We start from the raw sequence: 25,764 nt of genomic DNA, 5'->3' as shown, positions 1-25,764 counted from the left end.
ATTTGTCTTAAGGATTCCAACTTCATTGCATTGCCCAACCATATGGATTACAAAGTATTTGACGACGAGATACTGCTTAAGCTGCTGAAATCGGGTGACGGAGCTGCCCTGGAGGAGATCTATAAGCGGTATAGTGAGACAGTTTTCCTGGCTGCCTTCCGGAAAGTGCGTTCCAAAGAAGTAGCGGAAGAGCTTGTGCAGAACTTATTTATCAGCCTGTGGGCCAAAAGGGAGCAGGCTCAGATAGAAAAACTGGATGCCTACCTGCATACGGCTGTTCGTTATCAAGTGATAGACTACATCAGGTCGAAAATTCTCCGCGAACGTTATAATCAGTTTGCCCGCGAACAGGTTAATGTCGACGAAAATGCTTCTGAATCAAAGCTTTTACTACAGGAGTTGAGTATTGCGATTGACAATACCATCAAAAAACTTCCCCAAAAAACGCAGGAAATATTCCGCCTTAGCCGTTATGAACACCGGTCTGTAAAGGAGATCGCCCAATACATGAATCTCTCTGAGAAAGCTGTTCAATATCATGTTACTCAATCACTTAAATTTATGCGCCTTCATCTCCGGGATTTTATTCTCCTGAATTGCCTGGTTGGCGCCTTTGTACGATCGCTGATGGAATAGCTTTTAGCGCTTTTGCTTCGCTAATAGCTAACCCCTAAGACCTAAAAGCTTTTTTACTTCCCTTTAGGGTACTGCCCTACTTAACCGACAGATAGTTAAGTCCTTTTTACCTGAAGGACGGATTTAACTATCACCCATGAACCGAAGCGCTTTTTATCATTTACTGCAGCGGTACGCTGATGGCACCTGCACCGACGAGGAAAAGAAGTTGGTAGAGCAGTGGTATGAATTATTGGATGACGACCATGAGCCTGCCGTTAGTAGTGAGGAAATCAAAACGACGGTTGAGAGGTTATGGCCCGTTATCAGGGAAAAAACTTTACCTGATACGGCTACTGAATCGCCTAAACGCCCCGTTAGAAGAATACCGGTGTATGTGCGCTGGGCAAGTGTTGCTGCGGTTGTGGCAGCCATAGCCCTGGGTACTTATTGGTTTACCCAAAACCCGGGTTACTTTCAGTCGCATAAAGGGGATGCTATTGCAAAAGACCTGAATAGTATCGTGAATCAGGAGGCCGTTGCCGACACAGTCTATCTTCCTGATAAGAGTATGGTGATCCTGGAGCCGCATGCCATCCTGCACTATCCTGACAGCTTTGCACGCTCGAAAAGGGAAGTATACCTGGAGGGGAATGCTTTTTTTAAAGTGACCAAAAACCCGAAGTCGCCTTTTTACGTGTATAGCAACAACATCGTTACGCAGGTATTGGGCACCAGCTTTTTTGTAAAGACCGACAAGGTTACCAATGATATTGAAGTTTCTGTGCGCACCGGCAAAGTGGCCGTGTATGAAAACGTGGCACAAGCGAAAAGCCGTAAGCGTACAGAGGAATCTACCGGTGTGATCCTGAAGCCTAATCAAAAGGTGATCTATAACCGGCTCGATGGGCACTTCAGGACCACCCTGGTGGATGCACCGTTGCCGCTTATTCCGGATAACCAGCAGGAAGAAACGGTAACTGCACTAAATTTTGTGTTTGAGGAAACGCCGCTTTCCAAAGTATTGTCTCTTTTAGAAAAGGCTTATCATATAGAGATCATCATGGAGCATGAGAGCCTTGCCAAACTTCTTTTCTCGGGTGATATAAAAGGGCAGAACCTGTATGATCAGCTGGAAATCATCTGTCAATCGGTACAAGCCACTTATGAAATTCGTGGCACGCGGATATTAATCAAGGGAGACGTGGACAATTAACGACCAAAACAAACTATCGATAACCAAAACAAATGCTAATATGAAAAAACTCCAAATCTACATTACCTAAGCCAGCTCTACCTAAAAACAAAAGCTGACAATGCTACCAACATTGCCAGCCGGACATCCACCTCTTTGCGGGGGGCGGACCATTATTGTCGTGTCTTGAAATTCAGCGAACAATAACAATCAAATTTATGAAAAAACAACGACTTGTTGCTTTAACTGCCTTTGCAATGAGAATAGCGTTAATACAGTTTTTCCTCGTCCTTTTCCTAAGCTCCATGGCGTATGATCACCATGCGGATGCGCAGGGTATATTGGATAAAGTAGTGACTCTCTCTGTAGAGAAAGGACAATTAAAGGAAGTATTCTTCTCCCTTCAAAATCAGACAGGGGCCCGGATTGTGTTCAGTTCCAAAACGATAGAAGCAAGCCGTAAGGTGACTATCAATGCCAGAGAAAAAAAGCTCAGTAAAGTGCTGGAAGAGCTTCTGGCGCCTTTCGGTATCAATTACAAGATCATCAAAGACCGTATTGTTTTGTATAAGCCCCGGTCTACCAGTTTTAATTATGATAGCGGCATTCCTGATCAGGAGATCTTTGTAAGTATCGATGCCGTTGTCGATAAAGAGATCAAAGGAATCGTTACCGATGATAAGGGTGCTCCTCTGGCAGGTGTGAGCGTAGTGGTAAAGGGTACCAGTAAAGGGGTGAATACCGATGCTGCAGGATCGTTTACCATTACTGTTCCTGATGACCAGAATACACTCGTGCTTTCTTCAGTCGGCTTTCTGCAACAGGAAGTAGATATCAGCGGCAAGGCCACCGTGTCCATCACCATGGCTCCACTCGCCGGTCAGCTCAGTGATGTGGTGGTGGTAGGTTATGGCACTCAAAAGAAGGTGACCGTGACTGGTGCAGTAGCTCAGATAAAGGGTAGCGAGTTGGCGAAGTCGCCTACTGTTAACCTTTCAAATGCACTGGCAGGGCGACTGCCGGGCGTGACTACCATACAGGCTACGGGTGAGCCGGGGTATGACGGATCGACGATCCGGATCAGGGGCTCCAACACGCCGAACAATAGTGGCGCGCTTATAGTAATCGATGGAGTTCCTGACCGCGCCGGCGGTCTCGAGCGTTTAAACCCATCCGATATTGAAAGTATGTCGGTGCTGAAAGATGCCGCAGCTGCCATCTATGGTGCGCGTGCCGCCAATGGTGTTATCCTCATTACTACCAAAAGGGGTAAATCGGGCAAGCCTATCCTCTCCTACGATTTCAACCAGGGCTGGGCACAGCCTACGCGCATTCCTGAAATGGCCAATGCGGTGGAATATGCTACTCTGGTTAATGAGCTGACCTTGTTCGATGCGCAGCTTCCTTCTAACCAGTGGACTGCAGCGTGGAAAGCGCTCAAGGAAACCGGTACTTATACAAGGCCTGATAACGGCGCTAAAATCACCGCGCCTTTTTCTCCTGATGTGATCAAGAAGCATGGGGATGGTTCTGATATCTGGCGGTATCCCAATACTGATTGGTTTGATATTGCTTTGAAGAACTGGTCGCCTCAATCCCGGCACAATGTTCAATTATCAGGAGGTTCTGAAACTGTAAAATATCTCGCATCCATCGGCTATAGTAACCAGGACGGTTATTACAAAAACTCCGCTACCGGTTACAAGCAATATGATATGCGCTTCAATATGGATGCCAAGATCAATAAATATCTCAGCACCAACCTTGGCGTAACAGCGCGTGAAGAATCGCGTTTCTTCCCTACCAGGGGCGCGCAACCTATCTTCAGGATGCTGATGCGTGGTAAACCTACCGAGCAGGAAGTGTGGCCTAATGGATTACCCGGTCCTGATATCGAGAATGGTGAGAACCCGATCGTGATCACCACCAATGCTACCGGGTATGACAGGGACAAACGTGATTACTTTCAAACTAATGGACGGGTAGAATTGCAAATTCCCGGTGTAACCGGTCTTAAACTAAGTGGCTTTGCTTCTCTGGATAAATACATTCGCCGTACCAAGAAGTGGGAAACTCCCTGGTCGCTGTACTTCTGGGATTTCAAGACTTATGAGGCTGATGGCGTGACGCCGGTGCTGACCAAATCTGTCCGCTCTACTTTTACTGATCCACGCCTGACAGAGTCGCAAGAAGACCAGTTAAACATTAACCTCAGCGCTTTCGCGAACTATGACCACACTTTCGGTGCTCACACTGTGAACCTGCTGGCTGCCGTGACGCGTGAAACGATCGAGAATAACAATTTCAATGCTTTCCGCAGGAATTATATATCACCTTCGATCGATCAGCTGTTTGCAGGTGGCGACCTGCAGAAAGACAACAATGGCGGAGCCTTCAAGCGTGCCCGTCTCAGCTACTTTGGCCGCGTGAATTATAACTATGATGAAAAGTATCTCGCTGAGTTCCTGTGGCGTTATGACGGTTCCTATATATTCCCAGAGAGTGACCGTTATGGTTTCTTCCCCGGCGTACTCGTGGGCTGGCGCTTATCGGAAGAGAAGTTCATGAAGACTTTCACTTTTATCGATAACCTGAAACTTCGGGCTTCCTGGGGCCAGATGGGTAATGACAACATTATCTTCAATGGCGTGTTGCAGGAATACCGGTATCTCTCTACTTATGGCTTCAACACTTACATCATTGGTAACAATGTAGTGAAAATGCTAACAGAGAGTGGCGTACCTAATCCTGGTTATACCTGGGAAGTGGCCAACAACTCCAACGTGGGTCTTGAAGGTTCCGTATTGCAAAACAGGTTGTCTTTTGAACTGGATTATTTCTACAACATACGGAGTAAGATCCTGATGGCGAATGAAGCTGTAGTACCCGCTTCTGCCGGTATGACACTGCCTCCTGAAAACCTCGGTAAGGTAAAGAACAAGGGTTGGGAATTCTCCATCACTTATAGCGATAAGATCGGTAAAGATTTCAAGTACAGCATCAATGTGAATGGTGGATATGCCAAGAATGAAGTTGTAAAGCTGCCTGAAAGTCCGGGTCTGAAACCTCACCAGTTTTCCAAAGGGCATACTTTCGGCACCAATGGCGCTGCCTTCCTTGTATATGAATATGCTGGTGTGTTCCTGAATCAGGATGAGATCGATAAAAATACTATCGACTACAGCGCAGCTACCAATACGCTGCGTCCCGGCGATATGAAGATCAGGGATGTGGATGGTAACGGCAAGATCGATGGTGATGACCGCGTACGTCTCGACAAGAACCGTGACCCGCTGTTTACCGGCGGCTTAAACATCAACCTTCAATACAAGGGTTTTGATTGTACCATCCTGTTCCAGGGCGCTACCGGTGGTTTGCTATTCTTCGGCACCGAGTCGGGCACCATTGGTAACTACCTGAAATACTCTTACGATCATCGCTGGACAGTAGAGAACCCCAGCAGTACAGATCCACGCGTGGCCAACAGGGGTAACACTTATTATTCAAGTGGCAACTTCGGCACGAATACTTACTGGCTGCGGAGCAGCAATTACCTGCGGTTGAAAAACTTTGAAGTGGGTTATAATTTCTCCAGCAATATTTGTCAGAAAGTGGGCATGGGTACTGCGCGTATCTATGCTAATGGCATCAACCTCTTTACTATCGACAAGATGAAGATCTGGGACCCGGAATCTACCAGCGGCAATGGCCAGTATTATCCGCAGTCGAGAATATTGAATGTTGGCGTAAGAGTAACATTTTAAAACCTGAACATCATGAAGAAATTATTCTTATACATAACAATCCTGCTGTTCATCGTAACCGTGATCACTGCCTGCAAGCGCGACTTCCTGAATACGAAACCGCTCGACAGGGTTTCTTCAGCCGATGCCTGGAAGGACGGACCGCTGGCAGAAGCGTTTGTAACGGGTATCTATTCCGGCCTTGGGCAGGGAGGTTTCGATGAGCAAATGCTGGCTTCTTTAACTGATGAAGCTGTATTTACGCACCCTGGCCGCAGCATCAATGTGATCACAGAGGGAACGCTGAATCCTTCGAATGTCGGTTGGGTAAATGTGAATTATCGCTGGGGCAAGGATGCCGGCAATAATGATATGTATTCCAAGATCAGGGCTACCAACCTGGCTATTGAAAATCTTCGCACCGCCACTTTTGAAAACGTAGATGGCCTGAAGGATCGCCTAAAGGGTGAAGCGCATTTTCTACGTGCGTTCTTTTATCACCAACTGGTACGTTACTATGGCGCTGTGCCCATCGTGAGCAGGTCTTATGGATTGGGCGAAGATTATTCCATTGCCCGCAATACCTGGGACGAGTGTGTAACTTTTATTCTCAAGGATTGCGATACGGCTGTGAACTTACTGAAGGGCAAGGATGGCAAACTGCCAGCGGGCAGGGCCAATGAACTGGCTGCGCTTTCGCTCAAATCGCGTATGCTGTTGTATGCAGCCAGTGACCTGCACGATATCCCCACGGCTAAAACAAAATCTACTGTAATCAACGCTTACGCCAAACCTGAATTGATCGGGTATGTAAGTGGCGATCGTATTGCGCGGTGGACTGCTGCGAAGAATGCTGCCAAGGAGATACTCGATAAAGCAGCAAGCCGTGGTTATAAGATGAATCTTGCTGCGCCTGTTTCTGCAGCAGACGGTAAGAAGAACTATGTTTCGCTCTCTATGGGCGGCGGCAGTAAAAGCTCGGAAGCCGACAAGACTGCTGAAACTGAAATCTTCTTTGGCCGTTACTGGACGCTTGCCAAGGAAGAGGGTGGTATGCAGGTTGGCTTGTATAATGGCCCTAATGGTTATCACAACTGGGCCGGCAACTCCCCTATTCAACAACTGGTGGATGATTATGAGATGATGGATGGCAGCAAGTTCGACTGGAACAATCCAACGCATAAGGCTTCTCCTTATATCAACCGCGACCCCCGTCTTTATGCTTCTATCTTATTTGATGGGGCTGACTGGAAACCGCGCAGCATCGTATCGGGCAATGTGGACCCAGCCAACCAGATACAAACCGGCCGGTATGATATGGGTGGTACTACTTTAACTTCCGGACTGGATACCAGGGCCAGCAGTATCGAAAACTGGAATGGCAGCTGGACTGGTTATTATATGCGCAAATTCATTGACCCCGATCCGGCTGTTGCGGATAACTATGTGCGTCAAACTATTCCCTGGCCATTCTTCCGCTACACAGAAGCAGCCTTCAATTATATAGAGGCTTGTATAGAACTCGGAGAAGATATTGAAGCACGGAACTGGCTGAATAAAATTCGCTTCCGTGCAGGCATGCCTGCAGTTACGGAAAGTGGTGCGGCGCTGAAGGCCCGTTATCAGAATGAACGGCGCGTGGAGCTGGCTTATGAGGATCATCGCTACCACGATGCCCGCCGCTGGATGATAGCGCCTGCCACGCTCGGCAGAAAACTGGTGTACATGGATATAGTGGCTACGCTGAAGCCGGGTGCTACCGCTCCTTCGCCGTACAGACGTGATGACACAAAGTATAATTATACCTATACGCCTACGGAAGTGAATTCGCTGGAAAACAGGAAATGGGATGATAAGATGTACTTCAGGCCAATACCATTGGATGAGATGAACACGAATCTTAAACTGGTTCAGAATCCGGGGTATTAAGGAAAGAGGTTTTAGCTTTTAGGTATTAGCTTTTTAACATTGAACTTATTAGCAGTTAGCCGTTAACAAACCTTAGCCTATCGTAGCAGTTATTTTTCGTTTGGTGTTTAGTTTTCGTTTGTAAAGTCAGGTCGCTCCGGAGCGACCTGACTTATTTTTAGTAAATTGTTGTACGCTAAATTTTAACGCCTTGTACTTAACCAACACTAACAGGGCTTGCCTGCTTGCCGCCCTGCTGACCGTAGTAACCATTAGTTGCCGCGAAAAAGCAGCTTCTACAGATAATGCTGCAAAAACAGCTCCTCCCCTATTTACCTTGTTAACACCTGAGCAAACGCATGTGGACTTCAGTAATACTCTTACTGAAGGGCTCAACACGAACATACTGCTGTATGAATATTTTTATAATGGGGCTGGTGTAGCAGCTGGTGACCTGAATGGCGATGGACTGACTGATCTTTATTTCACCGGCAATATGACCAACAACAGGCTGTACCTGAACAAGGGCAAGCTACAGTTTGAAGATATTACCACTGGCGCCGGTGTAGCCGGCCGGCCGGGTCCGTGGAAAACCGGTGTCACTACTGCCGATGTGAATGGTGATGGCAAGCTGGATATTTATGTGTGCTACTCCGGCAAGCTACGCAGTGAGAGCAGGAGGAATGAGCTGTACATCAATGAAGGTAACGATGCGCAGGGCAATCCACGCTTCAGTGAGCAGGCTCAACAGTATGGCCTTGCCGATACAGCCTATAGTACGCAGGGTTACTTCTTCGATTATGACCGGGATGGTGACCTCGACATGTTCCTGCTGAACCATAATCCAGACAACCTGCCCGTGCTGGATGAAGTGCGCACAAGGGCCATATTGCAGCAGGAGAATGCCGCTGACGGTGTGCGTCTCTATCAAAATGACAAGAATCATTTCAAGGATGTTACCCGCCAAGCTGGTCTCAGCAGTTCTCCCTTAACGTATGGTCTTGGCGCCGGCATTGCCGATATCAATGGAGATGGCTGGGAAGATATTTATGTATCTAATGATTATGCCGTGCCTGACTATCTGTATATCAATAATGGTAATGGAACTTTTACCGACAGACTGGCCAGCAGCGTGGGCCACAATAGTCATTTCTCCATGGGCAATGATGTAGCGGATGTGAATAATGATGGACTGCCGGATATTTATACGCTCGATATGTTGCCGGAGGATAACCGGCGGCAGAAGTTATTATTCGCGCCGGACAATTATGAGAAGTTTGATCTGAATGTGAAGTCGGGGTTTCATTATCAGTATATGCGGAATATGTTGCAGCTGAATAATGGTAAACGGTCAGCACTTCAGTCTGGCCGCCTGGAGCGGCCTGACCGCGTTGCTACAGATGTGTCTTTTAGTGAGGTGGGGCAATTGGCGGGGGTGTCGAATACTGATTGGAGCTGGGCACCGTTGCTGGCGGATTATGACAATGATGGATGGAAGGATTTGTTTGTAACCAATGGTTACACGCGGGACTTTACGAACATGGATTTCATCAAGTACATGAATGATTATGTTCAAAGTAAGGGAAGGCTGCAACGGGAGGACGTACTTAATCTTGTGCAGCAGATGCCGGCTTCTAATATTATGAGTTATCTGTTTGCCAATAATGGCGATGGTACTTTTAGTAACAAATCACAGGCATGGGGCATCACTAAAACATCCAACAGTAATGGCGCTGTATATGCTGATCTCGATAATGATGGCGACCTCGATCTTGTAACCAACAACATCAATCAGTCTACCTTTATTTACCGCAATGAGAGTAATAACCAGACTCAACATCACTACCTGCAGATAAAGCTACAGGGGGCCGGAGGAAATACCCAGGGGATTGGCGCTAAAGTGATGCTTTATTATAATGGCCAACAGCAATACCTTGAGCAAATGCCTTCGCGTGGTTATCTTTCTACTGTTTCTTCGATACTGCATGCAGGATTGGGCAAGGTAAGCAGTGTCGACTCTTTGCGCATCGTGTGGCTCAGTGGCAAGGAACAGGTGCTCAATAATGTGAAGGCTAACCAGGTATTAACGGTGGCAGAGAAAGATGCTACCGGTACTTACCATCGTTCTTCTGCTCCTACGCCTTTGTTTACAGAAGGCCCCTCGCCTATCAAATACGCCAATGCTGCTAACAGTGTCAATGATTTCAAGCGGCAGCCTTTGTTGTTGAACCCTCTATCATTCAGTGGTCCCTGCCTCGTGAAGGGTGATGTGAATGGCGATGGGCTGGAAGATGTTTATGCCGGTGGCGGCAGCGGCCGGGCTGCTGCTTTATTCCTGCAGCAACGTGACGGTCGTTTTACAGCAAGTCCGCAGCCTGCTTTTGAAGCTGATAAGGCATGCGAGGATGCAGATGCTGTTTTCTTCGATGCCAATGGCGATGGGGCGATGGATATTTATGTAGTGAGTGGTGGTTATCATAATTATATGCCGGATGATGTGTTGCTGCAGGACAGGCTGTATCTCAATAATGGGAAAGGAGGTTTTACCAGAAGTGCAGATGCTTTGCCTGTGATGCGGGTCAGCAAAAGCTGCGTGCGGGTAAATGATGTGAACGGAGATGGCAAGCCCGATCTGTTTGTAGGGGGTCGTGTGATTCCCGGCCGTTACCCGGAGATACCTGCCAGCTATTTATTGATCAATGATGGAAAGGGACATTTCACCGACCAGGCTGCTGCGCTTGCTCCTGAGTTGCAACATGCAGGGATGGTAACTGATGCCGCGTGGGTGGACCTGAACGGGGATGAAAAGAATGAGCTGATCGTAACCGGCGAGTGGATGCCTGTGCAGGTGTTTACGCTGGACAATGGTAAGTTGAAATTGTCAACTGCTCAGTTCTTTGAAAAGGGGTATAGTGGCTGGTGGAACAGGCTTACTGTTGGCGACTTCAACAATGATGGCAAGCCTGATCTGGTGGTTGGCAACAATGGCCTCAATACGCAATGCAAGGCCAGCGATAAGGAGCCTGCTACTCTTTATTATAAGGACTTTGACGACAATGGCGCTATCGACCCTATTTTCTGTTTTTACATCCAGGGAAAGAATTATCCTTATATAACACGGGATGAACTGCTGGACCAGCTGAGTATTATGCGTACCCGGTTTACCGATTATAAGGGTTATGCGGATGCCACCATGGAAACTATCTTTACGAAGGAAGAACTGGCAGGCGTAAAAAGCTTACAGGTTAATCATCTTGCCACGTCTTATTTTGAAAGTGGGACAGATGGAAAGCTCCATTTGCGCGGGCTTCCCTTGCAGGCTCAGCTATCTCCTGTGTTTACGATTACGCCACTGGATTATAATAAGGATGGTGCTACAGACCTTTTGTTATGTGGCAATATCGATCGTGCGCGCCTGCGCTTTGGTAAATACGATGCCAATTATGGGGTACTGCTGCGGGGTGATGGGAAGGGACAGTTCACTTATGTGCCGCAGCAGGCATCGGGATTTCATATTACCGGCGATGTGCGCGCTGTGCTTCCGATAGGAAAGCAGCTTTTATTCGGTATCAATCAACAACCTATTAAAGCCTACACAACCAGATAACATGCGCACTCTCATAATACTTACCATTATTGCTGCTCTGTTTTGTACTTCCTGCAAAGAGAAGCCTGTACCGGCGTCGGTATTCAAGACGGAAGATATCAGCCATGTGATCACCCAGATGACGGAGGTGATGATCCATGATATTACGAATCCGCCACTGGCGGCGCGTTTCTTCTCTTATGCCTGCCTGTCGGGTTATGAAGTGATCGCAGAGAACGATCCTGCTTTTAAAAGCATGTACGGGATCGTGAATAGCTATCCACGCTTACAAAAACCAGATTCACTAAAGGACTATCATGTGCAATTGAGTGCTTTGCTGGCGATGATGGAAACAGCGAAGAAGATGCAACCTTCCGGAAAGATGATAGATGCTTACGAAAAACGTTTCCTCGATTCCTGTAAGCAGCTTGGCTTCTCTGAAGAGACACTGCAAAGTTCGTTGAGCTATGCTACCTGGGTGAGCAAGCAAATTCTGCCTTATGCAAAGGCCGACCGCTATAACCGTATCAGTAATTTTCCGCGTTATACGCCTATTAATAAAGCCGGTTACTGGTATCCTACGGCACCCGCTTATATGCCAGCCGTCGAACCTTACTTCAACACCGTGCGGCCTTTTACGCTCGACTCTGCTGCGCAGTTTGTGCCACCTCCTCCGATAACTTATACTACCAACAAAGGTTCTGCCTTTTATAATCTCATGCTGCGGAATTATACCGTAACGCAGAACATGCCGATGGAATACCGGGTTATTGCAGCGTTCTGGGATTGTAATCCTTTTGCTGTGCAGGATAAGGGCCATCTTACTTTGGGATTGAAGAAGATATCTCCCGGTGCGCACTGGCTGGGCATTACCGGTATTGCCTGCAAGCAGGGGAATAAGGGGTTTGCCGAAAGCATGCAAATTCACACCATGGTGTCTATGGGTCTGATGGATGCCTTCATGGCCTGCTGGGATGAGAAGTTTCGCAGTAACCGTGTGCGCCCTGAAACAGCCATCCGGCAGCTGATCGATCCCAACTGGCAGCCATTGTTGCAAACGCCGCCATTTCCTGAATACCTCAGCGGGCATTCTGTGATCTCTTCTGCTTCGGCCACTATCCTGTCGCATTACTTCGGAGATCATTTTGCGTATACTGATAGTGTCGAGGTTTCGTATGGCTTACCAGCGCGCAGCTTTACTTCTTTTAAACAAGCTGCTGAAGAGGCTGCTATCAGCCGTTTTTATGGTGGTATTCATTTTATGGATGCGATCGAGAACGGGGTTAATCAAGGTGAAAAAGTGGGTGAAAATCTGTTAAGAAGGATGGCTAATAAAAAGTGAAGTATATTGGCGGATGAAGTGGCCGTTCCCTTTTGTTATTATCCTTTTTCTTTGTCTCCATTCCTTTTCTCAACAGGATCGTGTATTAATGGATAGCCTGCACAGGCTATTAACGCGTAATGCGCCTCAGCAAGAGACTACCTCCATCTACCTGCGCTCTAACAAAGAGGTGTATGTTGCGGGGGAAGACCTTTGGTTCAATGCTTTTGTTCTTCACTCACAGGTAGCTGAATTATCGGGCATCGATGGTATCCTCTATCTACAGCTGGTGCAACAGCAAGGTGACAGTGTGGTGTGGAATGAAATGTACTCTATATCCAAGGGGATTGCTGCAGGCCATGTGTATCTTCCTCAAACATTACAAGAAGGAACCTACCAGTTAAAAGCCTATACGGCTCATTCTTTCTTTTCCGGTCAGCGTTCCTTTTTTGCCACTGCACCTATCCAGGTTGTTAAAGATCCACGGTCTATAAAAAACTATGGGCAGTTGGGTTCCTCTATTTCTTTTCGCAAAGGCATGCCTATTCAATTCAATATTGTACCGGAAGGTGGCAAGCTGGTTGCCGGGGTGAACAATGCAGTAGCATTCAAAGCGCTGAGTGCACAGGAGAAATTTCCAGTAGCTATTCAAGGGACATTATTGAAAAACGGACAACCCTTGCTTGCTATCAAGACTTCTCATGCCGGCATGGGCCGATTTATCTTCACACCGGAGGCAGGCGCGGCGTATACCATACAACTTGCGGATGCTCCTGACAGTATATTTAAACTGCCGACCATTCTACAGGAAGGTGTAGTGCTTCAACTTGAAAAGAATGAAAGGGATAGTATTTATGTTAAAGTGCTCGCCAGCCGTCTACCCTCTCAGACAGTATTGCTGAGCATACAAGTGCATGGTATGCTGCAGGCTATTGCCACCGGGAAATTAAAAGACAGCTTATTGATTAAGATACCGGCGGCAGCTATTCAGCCAGGGGTAGCAGTAATAACGGTGTATAATGAACAATTGAAACCGTTAGCGGAGAGGCTGGCTTTTATTCACCAGGAGAAAAAGTTGAACATACAATTTAGTGAGGTAAAGGATGCCTATGCTCCAAAGGAACAAGTGACTGTAAAAATTAAAACGACAGATACAGATGGGAAACCTGTTCCGGCGGTATTAAGTCTCCGGGTATATGACCAGTTTTTTGCTAACCGGAAAAACGTCAGGGATATTCTCAATTATTACGAACTGTCGACGCAGTTCAATGCCAACCTGTATGATCCGGCCTGGTATTTCGACAGTAGCAGCGTTGATCGTAAGCAGGCGCTGGATTTATTGTTGCAGACAGAAGGGCTACAAAATTATAATCTTCTTACAGCAGACAGAAAACCGGTATTATCCGACAGCTTACAGGGGTTAGCGTTACCGGCCAACAAACAGAGCAAACAGAACGGGCCGGTGTCGTTAATGGTATTCAACTATAACAAAAGTAATTCGCAGGTTGCTATTGCAGACAACAACGGAGTCTTTTATCTTACGCCCAATCATCTTGCTACTGGTCGCCGGTTCTTTATTAAATACTTTTCGGAGAAAGAGCATACTATTCAAGTAACAGATCCTTTTGACATCATCAGGAAAACAGAGCGAGCGGAACGCCCTGCTACCTACACAGCAGAAAAGCATGTTATCATATCTGATAAGACTATTAATGACACCAACCCATTTCAATATGGGAATATGCTGGAGGAGGTGGTAGTGAAAGCAAAGGGCAGGGGTTTCGGGGATCGCTATCTCGGCATACTCGACAGCATAGCGAGATTCGAGGGCAATACTGATTTCGTGGGTCAATGTGGCTGGTTGAACTGTCCGGCGTGTGGAAGCGGTAAAAAGCCAGTAGAGGGTGTTTCTTACTCTGAGCTAACTGACGCCAAGAAGAGCCAGGTATCCAGTCACCCTTTTTCTTTTGGCGCCACTGATATGCGCAAGGTGCCGTATCATTATCCCACTTATACAGAGGAGGAATTGTTGAAAAAGTTCAAGATGATCATCACTAAAGGGTTTTATCAAACCAAGGAGTACTATCATCCCGACTACGAAAAAGAGGACAAGCGCATTTCAGATACCCGTAATTCGCTGTATTGGTCGCCCCTGATCGTTACTGATGAACATGGAGAGGCTACTATCCGTTTTTATTGTTCTGATGTTATCAGCAGGTTTATCGGCATTGCCGAAGGTGTTAGCGGAAACGGAGAGCTTGGCTCGGGCAGATTCAATTTCCCTGTCAAATAAAAAGAGGTTGCCTCAAAAGCAACTCCGCACATTTTGCCGGTAAGACGGTAAGGCGTCCTTTTCGTCTTTCTGGTAAAAATCACTTTTGAGGCAACCTCTTGTTGATAAAACTCACCTACAGATTATTGCTTTATCAGACGGAGGATTTCAGATTTGTGGGTTCCTTCCAGCTGCAGCAGGTATACACCGTTTTGCAGGAAGTGCAGATCCTTGCTGATGCGTGTATCACCGGGTCGGATGTTCCACTGTTGTATCAACCGGCCATTGATGTCCAGCAGTTTCAGTAAGCGCCAGTCGTCGCGGGAAAGATTGATCACCAGCGGACCGCTCGTTGGATTGGGATACAGGATCGTTTTCGCTGGCAATTTCTCATCGTTTCCGATAGCGGCTGTTAAAGGCGTTGTACCAGTAGCCCCACCTTCCAACATCTTCACACAATCATCGATGCTGAACCAGTTGAATTTGAAGGTCCCTGCTTTTACGTGAATACCGGTATAGGTTAAAGCCGGGAGCGTCATCGTATCACTGATTGTTTGCCAGGCACCGCCTGTGTTGGGAATATCGATCAGGCCAAAGATCACACCGCTATGCCCTACTCCAGCCTGTGCCGGGGCCGTGGTGGAAACCCGGAGGCTTACGGTGTATACTCCAGCCGTGGGCACACTCAGTGTGTTGTAGGCAAAGAAGTTGTTGAGCGCGAGCCCTGCAAAGTTTTGCCCGCCGCCAATATCTGTACAGGCCTGGAGGTAAGGCCCAGGCGAACGATTGGAAGCCGTTTCTGCTTCGTATTTATTATTCACCGCACAGGTAAGGTTATACACAGTAACCTGTGCAGTGGCTGTGATGGTGTCGGCATTTACTGTAACTGTATAGGTACCTGGTGTTGTACCAGCCGTGAGTAATCCTGTAGAGCTAATCGTATTGCCAGCGCCGCTCACTGACCAGTTAAGATTGCTTACCGACATGACGTTATTATTCGCATCATAACCCGTGGCTATAAACTGTTGCGCCTGGCCGCCTTGCAATTGTATTGTATCCGGCAACAGTTCAATACGCGTTAGTACAGGGGGAGGTTCGGCACAGTTGTCAATGCTGAACCAGTTGAATTTGAAAGTACCTGATACCACGTGGATGCCTGTGTAGGTTAATGCAGGGAGTGTGATGACACTTTTAATCGTTTGCCAGGCGCCTCCTGTATTGGGCAGGTCGATGATGCCGAAGGTAAGCCCGCTGTGACCTACTTTCAATTGGGCCGGTGCTGTAGTGGATATGCGCACGCTGACAGTATATTTTCCAGCAACAGGCACACTGAGGGTGTTGTAGGCAAAATAATGGCCAACAGCCAGGCCTGCGAAGTTTTGCCCACCTCCAATATCAGTGCAAGGTTGCAGGTAAGGGCCCGATGCATAATTGGAACTGGTTTCAGCTTCATACTTACCATTGACGGTACAACCATATTCTACTTTCACGCTGGCTGTTTTGCTGATGGCACCAGCAGTGACGGTGAGCAAATAACTGCCGGGTGTGCTACCAGCAGTTACGATGCCGTTGGTATCTACCGTGTTGCCTGCACCGGTAACTGCCCATACTGTACGGAATGTCATTATGCTATCAAACTGATCATAGCCTTTAACTGTGAATTGATGTGAGGCGCCGGGTGGCAATGTTGCGGAATCGGGCGTGATGGCGATACGGGTCAATACCGGTACAGGAACAATTTTCACGACTGCTTTTCCGACAGCTTGTGGCATGATGGCGCGTACGGTATAGTTGCCGGTAGTAGTACCTGCAGTCAACAAGCCGTCTGCATTGATCTTGTTGCCGCTGCCGGTGACATGCCAGAGGGGGCCAATGAGCAGGTTCATGTAATTGTTGTCCTGATCGTAAGCGGCGGCGGTGAATTGTTTTGTTTGTCCTGCCATCAACGTACTGCTGTCGGGCGTGACGATGATCTTAGTAAGGTTTACTGTGGTGGCAGGAACGAACTTTAGCCAATTGAAGTTCCAGCCGGAAGCATTGGATTGTATGCGGATGGTTTTCTGTCCGGGCGGTAACAAGAAGGGCGCCGAGTTAACGGTTATCCAATTCTGCCATCCACCACTGGAAGGTAACTGAACTGTGCTGAGGGTGTTGGTATCTAATAACACTTTCAGGCTGGTGGCATAGCTCATGGCTGCGCGGAATTGTATTCTGTAAAGTCCCCAAGAAGGCACCTGTACATCATACTCGAACCATGTATTGGCACCGATATAGCTTACGTTGCGAACGCCACTGGTATCAGCCGTGGGCTCTGTGCAGCAAGCGTTCGAGTTGTCGAAATTCTCTGCTTCTATGCGGGCCGGTATAGGTTTGTAATTCGTGGGGCGCACGTTGACGTTGACTTGTCCGCTCACTGTAACTGTATCAACAGTGGCGGTAGCTGTAACTACTCCTGATGATTGAACAGTGGCTAATCCGCCAGGAGTAATTGTATTACCGGTGCCGGTGATACTCCACGCTGGTGTAATATTCATGTCGTGGCCATTCTGATCGAAGGCCTTCGCCGTGTATTGCTGTGTTTTGCCCGCCAGGATCAACATGTCGGCAGGTGTTACCACCACAGAGTCCAGCACAGGTGTGCCTAATCCTTTCTGATATACGCGGACATAATCCACCAGCATGCTATCGGGCCAGTCGGCTTCTATGATGTTGCCGCCCATGCCGCCTCCAATGGCTACGTTGAGAATGATGTGGAACTTCTGATCGAAGGGCCAGTCTTTCCAGTCAGTATGCGGGTTAACATATGTGTAGCAGTGTGTGCTATCGTAAACAAACCGTAAAGAATCTGGCGACCATTCCAGCTGGTATACATGCCAGGCAGTATCTGCATCGGGAATAGAACGTGAGGCGGAGAGATGGCCACCATTCATCCAGTTGTTGTTTTGCGTGTGCACGGTTGAGAGCACCGTACCGAAGTTGTTGCCAACATGTTCCATGATGTCTATTTCTCCACTTCTGGGCCAGGCGCCATACGCGCTGGTGGTTGGCATCAGCCAGATGGCAGGCCAAGAACCGCGGGCGCGGGCCAGCTTTGCCCGCACGGCTACTTTGCCATACTGGAAATCCATTTTACCCTGCGAGATGACGCGGGCTGATGACCATGGTTCTGTCGTATTTCCATTGGGGAAGTCTTTCTTACCTGTAATAACCAGACGACCATTTTTGATACGGGCATTGTCGTGGGTGCTGTCGGTGTATACCTGTTGCTCGCCGTTGATCCATCCTTTGGGTTGAGGATCGACCTTCCATTTTGTTTTGTCAGGAACACCATCAATATTGAACTCATCGTTGTAGATCATTGTCCAGTTGGGATTGCCTTCAAATACCACTGTTCCTTTAGCCGTGTAAGTGCTGGTATTAGGGTTTTGTAGTTCCGATGCTGCGATGAACAATTTCAATGTGGTGCGTGAATAGTTGGCGGGGGAATTACCGCTTAGGGTAATGTTGGCGACTGTATCGTTGATGCGTTGCACGCTGCCAATGGTAACGCCGGGTGGCAGATTAGGTGAAGTCCAGTTAGCAGCTGATAAAGATGTGCTGAACAGATCGCCGTAGAGCTTTGTCTGGAGTACCACACCGTTCTCCTGCCCCATATGGACCGTTGTATTGGTCAGTGTGATGCTCTTTGGATTGGGGGCCTGCACCAGATCGAAGTAGAGGATGCCATTGGCTTTTTTACCATCGATGTAGTGTACTTCGATACGATTGAAATCTGTGCGTGTGAGTACGGATTGAAAGTTGAAGGTTGCTTCTTCCCAACGGTTCACCTGGCCCACCTTGTAAGTAAAGTACACTGCTTTGGTGTAATCTGTGCCGGGCTGCAGCTTGAACATGATCGGTTCGGTGGTGGTGCTGTACACCATCATTTTAAAAACGCTGTTGGAAAGCAGATCGAAAGGCGTGGTCATGTTGACACCGGCGCTCATGTACTCGAAGCAGGTAGTGTCTTTGGTGAATTTGGCTACCAGCGGGCTTGGGTTTAGTGTTGAAGGCGCCGGGTTGGGCACACCAAATTCTACTTTGCCCGTAGCGCCGGGGCCGGCGTAATAAGTCCAACGACCGGAGCAAGGACCATTGCCCTCCATGTCGTCCAATAGGATAAACTGTGCGTTCACGCTACTGCATAGGAGTAGCAGGAACAACACGAGGAGTGTTGAGCTCTTTTTCATATGACAAGTTTTGGTTAACGCGGGATGAACAGGACGGCGTCGGCGATAACTACTCCATCGGCGCCATCTGCGATGATCTCTACTGTTGATTTTTTACCGGCAGGTAGTTGGTAAGCGCCAATGCTTACCCATTCGCCGGAGGTTTGCCCTGCTACCTGTACAGTGGCAGGATGAATGGTGGCTAGTGTTTTCTTTTTGCCGTCGAATACCTGCATGGTTATTTCTTTGGCCATCTTATCTGTCTTAGGCAGGTAGACGTATACTTCATATTTGCCGCTTTTGGTAACGGCAGGCGTGAAAGTGATTGTTCTCTTCTCTTTGTTGGCCGGGTCTGCAACGAGGTAAGAAGGTCCGTAACCGCCTTTCCTGGGAGACCACTGACCGGTAGTGCTTACTTTGTCTTTGTCATCATTGTCGACTACAATCTCCGGTGTTGATCCATTGGCCAAGGGATTGGCTTTTAAAGCGGCTTGCAGTTTGGCAATGTTCACATCCTGCACTGCCTGCTTGTTGTCGATCGCCATTGCTGCTGCTATCGCTGCAGACTGGCCCAACACCATGAATACCGGTTCCATCCGGATGGAGCCATAGGCAATATGTGTAGCAGAAAGGCAAACTGGCACAAAGAGGTTTTTGCAGTCGCTAGTCTTGGGAATGATACTGCGGTAGGCAATAGGGTACGGACCAAAACCGCCGATCTGCACGTCGCCTTCATTCTTTACCATGCCATTTACCACCAGTCGCTGGCAATTGTGGGAGTCCATCGTATAGGCCGCCATCCCCACTCCATCCTGCACCACTTCTTTGCCTTCGCAGTTGGCTTGCGTCATCACGTATTGTCCTACCATGCGGCGTGCTTCGCGCACATACATTTGTGGCGACCAGTGATCGCTCTTTGTGTATTCGTCTTTAGGATAGCCCCATTTCAGCATCTGGTTGCGCAGGTGTTCGGGCATGCGAGGATCGTGACCAATGAAGTACAGCAGTCCTTTGATGTAATCGGTATGTTCGTCGGTGATCTTTTTGCGGGTAGCATAATCTGCTTCTGCGAAATCGTAGTTCATGCCGATCATATCGGTAGAGAAAGGACCGTTGTTGTTGATGTCGGTCTTGTTATTGGGCATGAGGTCGAACTTGAGAAAGCCCCAGAGGTCCCCCGGGACTTTCTTTCCGAGGTAACGGATCAGAAGTTCATATTTGGTTGGATCGTAGTTAGCCGGCTGTGTGATAGGAATCATGTTGTCTGGCTGATTACTCAGGCAGATACGAAAGTTGTAAGCCTGTACTTTCTTATCGCCCTGTCCTTGCGGATCGAGGGGTGCGGGGCTGACGCCCCATACCAAGCCGCTTTCGGGCTTGCCGGGTATTTTGTAAGGATCGATGCCATCGGGGAACTGGTGTTTCTCCCGCAGTTGCACACCGTTGTAGGTTTCGTTGTACTGGCTGTTGGCTTCGCGGCCTACTGTGTAGCTAACGCCGGCTTTCGCCATCAGGTCACCTTCATAGGTGCAATCCATGAACACCTTTGCCTGTATCTTTTTGGCCTTCTGTGGCGTTGGTGCATATGGATCATTGACTTCTATTTCCTTTATGTATCCTTGTTCTTTCTTTACGTTGTACAGGGCTGCGTTGTATATCACTTCTACTTTGGCTGCCTGTATGTATTGCAAGAATGTTTGCTCTGCAATGCCGGGTTCGAATATCCAGGATTCGAATTTGCCATAGTGCTTACCCAGCCTGCGGTAGAAGTCGAGGGCAAGACCCGTTACGGCATATTTGTTACCAATGTCTGTGTAACCCAAACCGCCGGAGCTCAATCCACCCAGCCGCTGGCCGGGTTCGATGAGGATAACGCTTTTACCGGCTTGTTTGGCGGTATAAGCTGCGATGACACCGGCAGAGGAACCGCCGTAGATGCAGATATCGACTTTGGTTTGCGCCATTGCATTGGCGCTTATAAGGAGGGCGACTGTCCAACTTAAGAATTTCATAGTGCGTTTATCGTTTGTTTAGTAACCAGGATTTTGATCTTTGATTGGATCAATGGCTTTGTTATAGTTTGTTTCGATGACAGGTATAGGCCACAGCAGGTGTTTGTCTGTTACTGTTTTTCCTTTGGAAGCCAATACTGTTTGTTTTACAATGCCGAGGCGTTTCAGATCGAGCCAGCGTTTTCCTTCGTAGCAGGTTTCGTACATGCGTTCGCGGGTCACCAGGTCGAGGAAGGTTTGCATGGTATTGTAATCTGCCAGTTTAAAGTCGATGGCTGCATTGGCAACCGCTGGATTGACACCATAAGCACGGCGGCGGATCATGTTCAGTTTTTCCATTGCATCGGCAGTAGGCCCGTTGCTTGCTCTGTTCTCTGCTTCTGCATAAATAAGCAGCAGGTCTGCATAGCGATACATTGGATAGTCATTGCCTGCATTGCCCTGGGCAGCCGCTTTGGTATCTCTAAACTTGCGGTTCAGGACAGTGGTGGCGCCCAGGCCAAATGTCTGGGGATACCAGTTGTAAATATAACGAAGGTCATTGCGATCCCAGTTTTTCATAATGGGTATCACCTGCGCATCGCTGTAGTTGGTATAGAAGCCGCCGGGCGGGAAATATCCTGAGCCGGGATAGTGGGCATACATTACGTACTGGAATCCCTGGTTGCTGCCCTGGCGTGAAAACTTCAGGTAGAATATTTCTTCGGGGGTATTGGCTACTTCGGCACCGTAGAGTTTTTCAAAGTCATCGGCTACTGTTACGTTCACCAATGAGTATTTGCCTGATTGTATTACTTCTTTGGCTTTATCGCGTGCTTCTGTCCACTTGCCGAGGTTGAGGTATACATCTGCCAGCAAGGTTTTGGCAGACCATTTGGAGGGTGTACCTATCAGTCTTGGCGCATCGGGCAGGTTGGTTTCTGCATAGAGCAGGTCTTCCAATATCAATGCATATACTTCTTCTGCCGTATTGCGTTTTACATCTACTGCATCCATGTTGTTTTCTGTGCGCAGAGGTACGCCAGCCCAGTTGCGCACCATATGGAAGTAATCGAGGGCGCGCATGAACTTTGCTTCTCCTACAAATTTTGCAATGTCCAGCTGGGTTATTTTGGTGCCTTGTGGCGCACGTTTGATGATGATATTGGCATTACGGATAGACTCGTAAAAAGTGCGCCACATGTCTCCGATACGCGTAACGTTGGTATTATCAAGACCTGCATAATCATTCAGCGGGGCATGGCTTCCGCGTCCATACATATAATCGGCATAGCATTCCAGCTGTACCGTGTAGAGGGCTCCTATGCTGCTTACTCCGCGCAAGGGCGTATAGATCGCATTGGCGCCTGTTGCCACTTCAGCGGGTGTATTGTAGAATGTTTCTTCTGCTATAGAGTATGGATCTTCCTGTAATGTTTTCGAGCAAGAGCCCATCAGGAGGGATAATGCTATAAGTTGAAAAAAGCGTTTCATATAATGAGTTATAATCGTTAATAAGAAGGTGATCAGAATCCACAACGAATGCCAAATGTGATCGACTTAGCGGTGGGGTATGAGAAATAATCTATGCCCTGGTTGATGGAATTGCCGCCGCCGTACACATTCATTTCAGGATCGATCCAGGAATAATTGGTGATGGTGATCATGTTCTGGGCGCTAACATATACTTGTGCGTTCCTCAACCATTTTGCCCTGATGGCCGTGCCGGGCAGGTTGTATGCCAGTTGTATGTTCTTGAACCGCAGGTATGATCCATCTTCCACGAACCTGCTCGACATGTTGCCTGGCAGGGTGCGTGTGAGCTTGGGATACTTTGCATTTGTATTGGTGGGCGTCCAGTGGTCGGTCCATACTTCGGCGGGCATATTGAGGCCCATGCCCTGATCGAGGGTAACTGCTTTGTTGAGGTTGAAGATATCGTTGCCTTGTGAGCCCTGGATGAACAGGGAGAACTCGAATCCTTTCCAACCAAGGGTGGAGTTGAATCCATAGAGGAAATCCGGATTGGGGTTTCCGATGTATGTTTTATCTATCGCACTGATCGAGTTGCTCTTGTCTCTGTCTTCAAAAACAGGTATACCCTTATCGTTGTAGCCTATTTCTTTGTATCCAAAGAAGATGCCCATGGGCTGTCCTTCTCTCAGCAGGTTGACAATGTCGTTGAGGTTACCGGTGTACAAGCTCGAACCGAGAATGTCCTGTCCTCCGTATAGTTTCAACACTTTATTTCTGCTGCGGGTTATATTGGCTGAAACGCTCCATTGTACAGGCCCATTCAATATGTTGGCATCAACGCCTATTTCAAAGCCTTTGTTTTCGACCTTACCTACGTTGCGCAGCACTTCACGGTATCCCATGGATGCAGGCAGCTGTACTTTATTGAGGAGGTCGCTGGTTTCTTTGCGGTAGTAGTCGAAGGTGACCCTGATGCGGTTATCGAGCAGGGCGGCGTCGAAGCCTACATCGACCTGGCTGGTGGTTTCCCATTTTAGTTTGCCGGGCAAGGTAGCGCCGGGGGCCAGGGCATTGTATAGGGCATCACCAAAAACTGTTTTAGATCCTGATAACTGGTTCAGCGTAGCATATGGATTGATAGACGGGTTGCCTACTGCACCGTAGCTTGCACGCAGTTTGAGGTCGGAAATGAACTTTACTGATTCAAAGAATTTCTCATCGGAAATACGCCATGCGAATGCTGCCGATGGGAAGTATCCCCACTTATCTGTAAATCTTGACGAGCCATCTGCACGGAAGCTGACAGTAAACAGGTATTTATCGAGCAGGCTGTAGTTGACGCGGCCGAGGTAAGAAAGCATGCTCCACTTTTCATAGTAAGAGCCGGGGATGCCGGGTGTTTCTGCCAGACCGAGGTTATAGGATTCTGTTACATCACTGATGAAACCAGTGCCTTCTCCGTTCAGGGTAGTAAATACATTATCCTGATAGGTGAAACCTGCAGTAGCAGTGATGCCATGAATACCAAACTTACCTGTCCAGGTTGCAACGTTCTCACTGAGGTAGCTCGTACGTTGGTTGGAAGTAGCACGCGCATAACCTGTATAGCTTGTGGTTGTATCTATGCGTGCATAAAAATCTTCTCTGTCGGTAGAGCGCTCTACGCCTCCAGATATTTTTATAGAGAGTCCTTTAAAGGGTTTGATGGTGAAACCAACATTACCCAGGATACGGTCTGCATCGATCTTATCGGTCACGTTATCGATCGTCGTGAGCGGATTGTTGATGGCATTGGAGATAAACGGATAGGCTGTATTCAACCGGCGGTAAGCGCCTGTTTGGGTATAGGGAGATAAAGTGGGTGGCGCACCGAGCATCGCAGAGATGAGGTCATTACCACGGTTACCTCTGCCAGAGTTTTGGCGATTGCTTTTAATCTTTACCAGTGACAGGTTGGAGGATACGCTGAATATTTTGCTGATCTCATGGCTGAGGTTGGTGCGTACGGAATAGCGATCGAAGTCGCTGTTGCGCACGATGCCATCCTGCAGGAATGCACCGGTGGAGAAAGAGAACTGTGTCTTTTCATTGCCGCCGCTCACATTCAGGTTCGTTGAATAGATAGGTGCGTTGCGCAATACCAGGTCCTGCCAGTCGGTACCGGGATTCTTGCCAAACTCTTCTATTTGCTGCTGGGTGAAATAGGGTGCCTGGTTGTCGTTGGTCATCTGCTCATTGTAGAAAAGTGCATATTGCTGTGCATTCATGAGCTTCAGTTTTTTGGTAGGCGTTTGCACCGTGTAGCCTGTTTCAAAGTCTACATAGGTCCTGCCGCCTTTCTTACCGCTTTTGGTAGTGATCATCACTACTCCGTTAGCGCCTCTTGCGCCATAGATGGCAATGGAAGAAGCATCTTTGAGGATGTCGATGGATTCGATATCGGCGTTTTGTAAAAAGGTGGGGTTGCCTGAAACCGGGAAACCATCAACTACATATAATGGTTCGTTGCCTCCATAAATGGAGTTGGTGCCCCTGATGCGCACGCTGATGCTACCACCGGGGGAACCTGTATTCTGTAATACCTGCACACCAGGCGCCCGGCCCTGCATGGCCTGGATCACGTTGGTGGTAGGGAACGTATTTACTTCTTTGCCGCTCACCTGCGCTACTGATCCAGTGAGGTCTCTTTTTCTAACAGTACCATAACCTACCACTACTACTTCATTGAGGTTGCGCACTTCTTCCTGCAACTGTATGGTAATAGTGGTTCTGTTGTTAACCGGCTCTTCGTATACTTTGTATCCTACGTAGCTAAATACCAGCGTAGCGTCTTCCGGTACACGAATGCTGAAGGAGCCATCGGCACCGGAGGTAACACCTTTATCAGTGCCTTTCTCTGTGATGCTAACGCCGGCCAGTGGTTGCTTTTTGCTATCTGTTACAATGCCGTTGACTTTGATCTCGGCATTGCGCACAGGGGGCTCTGCCTGCCAGTTGAAGGACATATGCAGGCCGTCTGCAGTGGTGTCGCCGGTTACTTTTTCGACCACAACGATGGTATTGTTCCTGACGGAATATTCGAGCAGGGTATTGTCGAATAGTATTTCCAGCGTGGTGAGCAGGGAACGGCTGCGCAGTGGAAGTGTTATTTTTTTATAGGGGTTGATCTGCGATTCCACATATGCAAAGCGGAAGCTTGTTTGCTTCTCTATTTGCGCAAAGGCGTTTTTGAGTGATTCATCGCGAAGGCCGACGGTGACCTTTGTTTCTTTGAGTATCTGAGCATTCCCCGGGCTGGCTACCAACAGGTTGGCAGTGCAGAGTAAGGATGCAATGATGAGGCAGTTTAGTTTCATAATGAATAGCCATTTTTGTGAAACTGTCGTTGTGTAATGGACACAAAAATTCCCATTCCTGGCAAGAAATCTCATACCTTTAATAAGTTTTAA

At 48.1% G+C, this 25,764-nt stretch carries 11 protein-coding genes; 7 read left to right on the top strand and 4 right to left on the bottom strand.

Annotated features, from left to right (window positions below):
- Positions 1-42 precede the first annotated feature (42 nt).
- The 7 genes from AC5JBY_RS09555 to AC5JBY_RS09525 all read left to right on the top strand — a co-directional run bounded on the left by AC5JBY_RS09555 (position 43) and on the right by AC5JBY_RS09525 (position 14,661).
- Positions 43-636, top strand: a complete 594-nt coding sequence (locus AC5JBY_RS09555) for an RNA polymerase sigma factor (RefSeq protein ID WP_495904350.1) — start codon at positions 43-45, stop codon at positions 634-636.
- A gap of 136 nt (positions 637-772) precedes the next feature.
- Positions 773-1,831, top strand: coding sequence for a FecR family protein (locus AC5JBY_RS09550; protein ID WP_495904349.1), 1,059 nt, complete (start codon positions 773-775; stop codon positions 1,829-1,831).
- A gap of 236 nt (positions 1,832-2,067) precedes the next feature.
- Positions 2,068-5,574 carry a TonB-dependent receptor gene (locus AC5JBY_RS09545; RefSeq protein ID WP_495904348.1) on the top strand — a complete coding sequence of 1,169 codons (3,507 nt, stop codon included), beginning with the start codon at positions 2,068-2,070 and terminating at the stop codon, positions 5,572-5,574.
- Between the two features lie 12 nt (positions 5,575-5,586).
- Positions 5,587-7,482 (top strand): RagB/SusD family nutrient uptake outer membrane protein, encoded by a 1,896-nt coding sequence (locus AC5JBY_RS09540; RefSeq protein WP_495904347.1) that lies wholly within the window; start codon positions 5,587-5,589, stop codon positions 7,480-7,482.
- Between the two features lie 190 nt (positions 7,483-7,672).
- A complete protein-coding gene (locus AC5JBY_RS09535) occupies positions 7,673-11,068 on the top strand; it encodes a VCBS repeat-containing protein (RefSeq protein ID WP_495904346.1) in 3,396 nt (1,131 codons plus the stop codon).
- A gap of 1 nt (position 11,069) precedes the next feature.
- On the top strand, positions 11,070-12,389 hold the full coding sequence (locus tag AC5JBY_RS09530) for a vanadium-dependent haloperoxidase (protein ID WP_495904345.1): 1,320 nt from the start codon (positions 11,070-11,072) through the stop codon (positions 12,387-12,389).
- Positions 12,390-12,477: 88 nt separating this feature from the next.
- Positions 12,478-14,661 carry a hypothetical protein gene (locus AC5JBY_RS09525; RefSeq protein ID WP_495904344.1) on the top strand — a complete coding sequence of 728 codons (2,184 nt, stop codon included), beginning with the start codon at positions 12,478-12,480 and terminating at the stop codon, positions 14,659-14,661.
- A gap of 122 nt (positions 14,662-14,783) precedes the next feature.
- Here AC5JBY_RS09525 and AC5JBY_RS09520 read toward each other — a convergent pair whose 3' ends face one another.
- Genes AC5JBY_RS09520 through AC5JBY_RS09505 form a run of 4 tightly spaced genes read right to left on the bottom strand, consistent with a single transcriptional unit; the run spans position 14,784 to position 25,671 of the window.
- On the bottom strand, positions 14,784-18,869 hold the full coding sequence (locus tag AC5JBY_RS09520; RefSeq protein WP_495904343.1) for a carbohydrate-binding protein: 4,086 nt from the start codon (positions 18,867-18,869) through the stop codon (positions 14,784-14,786).
- Between the two features lie 14 nt (positions 18,870-18,883).
- Positions 18,884-20,860, bottom strand: a complete 1,977-nt coding sequence (locus tag AC5JBY_RS09515) for an FAD-dependent oxidoreductase (protein ID WP_495904342.1) — start codon at positions 20,858-20,860, stop codon at positions 18,884-18,886.
- Between the two features lie 18 nt (positions 20,861-20,878).
- A complete protein-coding gene (locus AC5JBY_RS09510; protein ID WP_495904341.1) occupies positions 20,879-22,333 on the bottom strand; it encodes a RagB/SusD family nutrient uptake outer membrane protein in 1,455 nt (484 codons plus the stop codon).
- Positions 22,334-22,365: 32 nt separating this feature from the next.
- On the bottom strand, positions 22,366-25,671 hold the full coding sequence (locus tag AC5JBY_RS09505) for a TonB-dependent receptor (protein ID WP_495904340.1): 3,306 nt from the start codon (positions 25,669-25,671) through the stop codon (positions 22,366-22,368).
- Positions 25,672-25,764: the final 93 nt, after the last annotated feature.

Source organism: Paraflavitalea sp. (genome assembly GCF_059502485.1).
The sequence above is the reverse complement of the archived record's forward strand: the minus strand, read 5'-3'. Positions and strand labels throughout refer to the sequence as shown.

What these genes read in the sequence shown, in the direction of transcription:
- AC5JBY_RS09555 (WP_495904350.1), top strand. Translation starts at nt 43, where the DNA reads ATGGATTACAAAGTATTTGACGACGAGATACTGCTTAAGCTGCTGAAA.
- AC5JBY_RS09550 (WP_495904349.1), top strand. Translation starts at nt 773, where the DNA reads ATGAACCGAAGCGCTTTTTATCATTTACTGCAGCGGTACGCTGATGGC.
- AC5JBY_RS09545 (WP_495904348.1), top strand. Translation starts at nt 2,068, where the DNA reads ATGAGAATAGCGTTAATACAGTTTTTCCTCGTCCTTTTCCTAAGCTCC.
- AC5JBY_RS09540 (WP_495904347.1), top strand. Translation starts at nt 5,587, where the DNA reads ATGAAGAAATTATTCTTATACATAACAATCCTGCTGTTCATCGTAACC.
- AC5JBY_RS09530 (WP_495904345.1), top strand. Translation starts at nt 11,070, where the DNA reads ATGCGCACTCTCATAATACTTACCATTATTGCTGCTCTGTTTTGTACT.
- AC5JBY_RS09525 (WP_495904344.1), top strand. Translation starts at nt 12,478, where the DNA reads ATGGATAGCCTGCACAGGCTATTAACGCGTAATGCGCCTCAGCAAGAG.
- AC5JBY_RS09520 (WP_495904343.1), bottom strand. Translation starts at nt 18,869, where the DNA reads ATGAAAAAGAGCTCAACACTCCTCGTGTTGTTCCTGCTACTCCTATGC.
- AC5JBY_RS09515 (WP_495904342.1), bottom strand. Translation starts at nt 20,860, where the DNA reads ATGAAATTCTTAAGTTGGACAGTCGCCCTCCTTATAAGCGCCAATGCA.
- AC5JBY_RS09510 (WP_495904341.1), bottom strand. Translation starts at nt 22,333, where the DNA reads ATGAAACGCTTTTTTCAACTTATAGCATTATCCCTCCTGATGGGCTCT.
- AC5JBY_RS09505 (WP_495904340.1), bottom strand. Translation starts at nt 25,671, where the DNA reads ATGAAACTAAACTGCCTCATCATTGCATCCTTACTCTGCACTGCCAAC.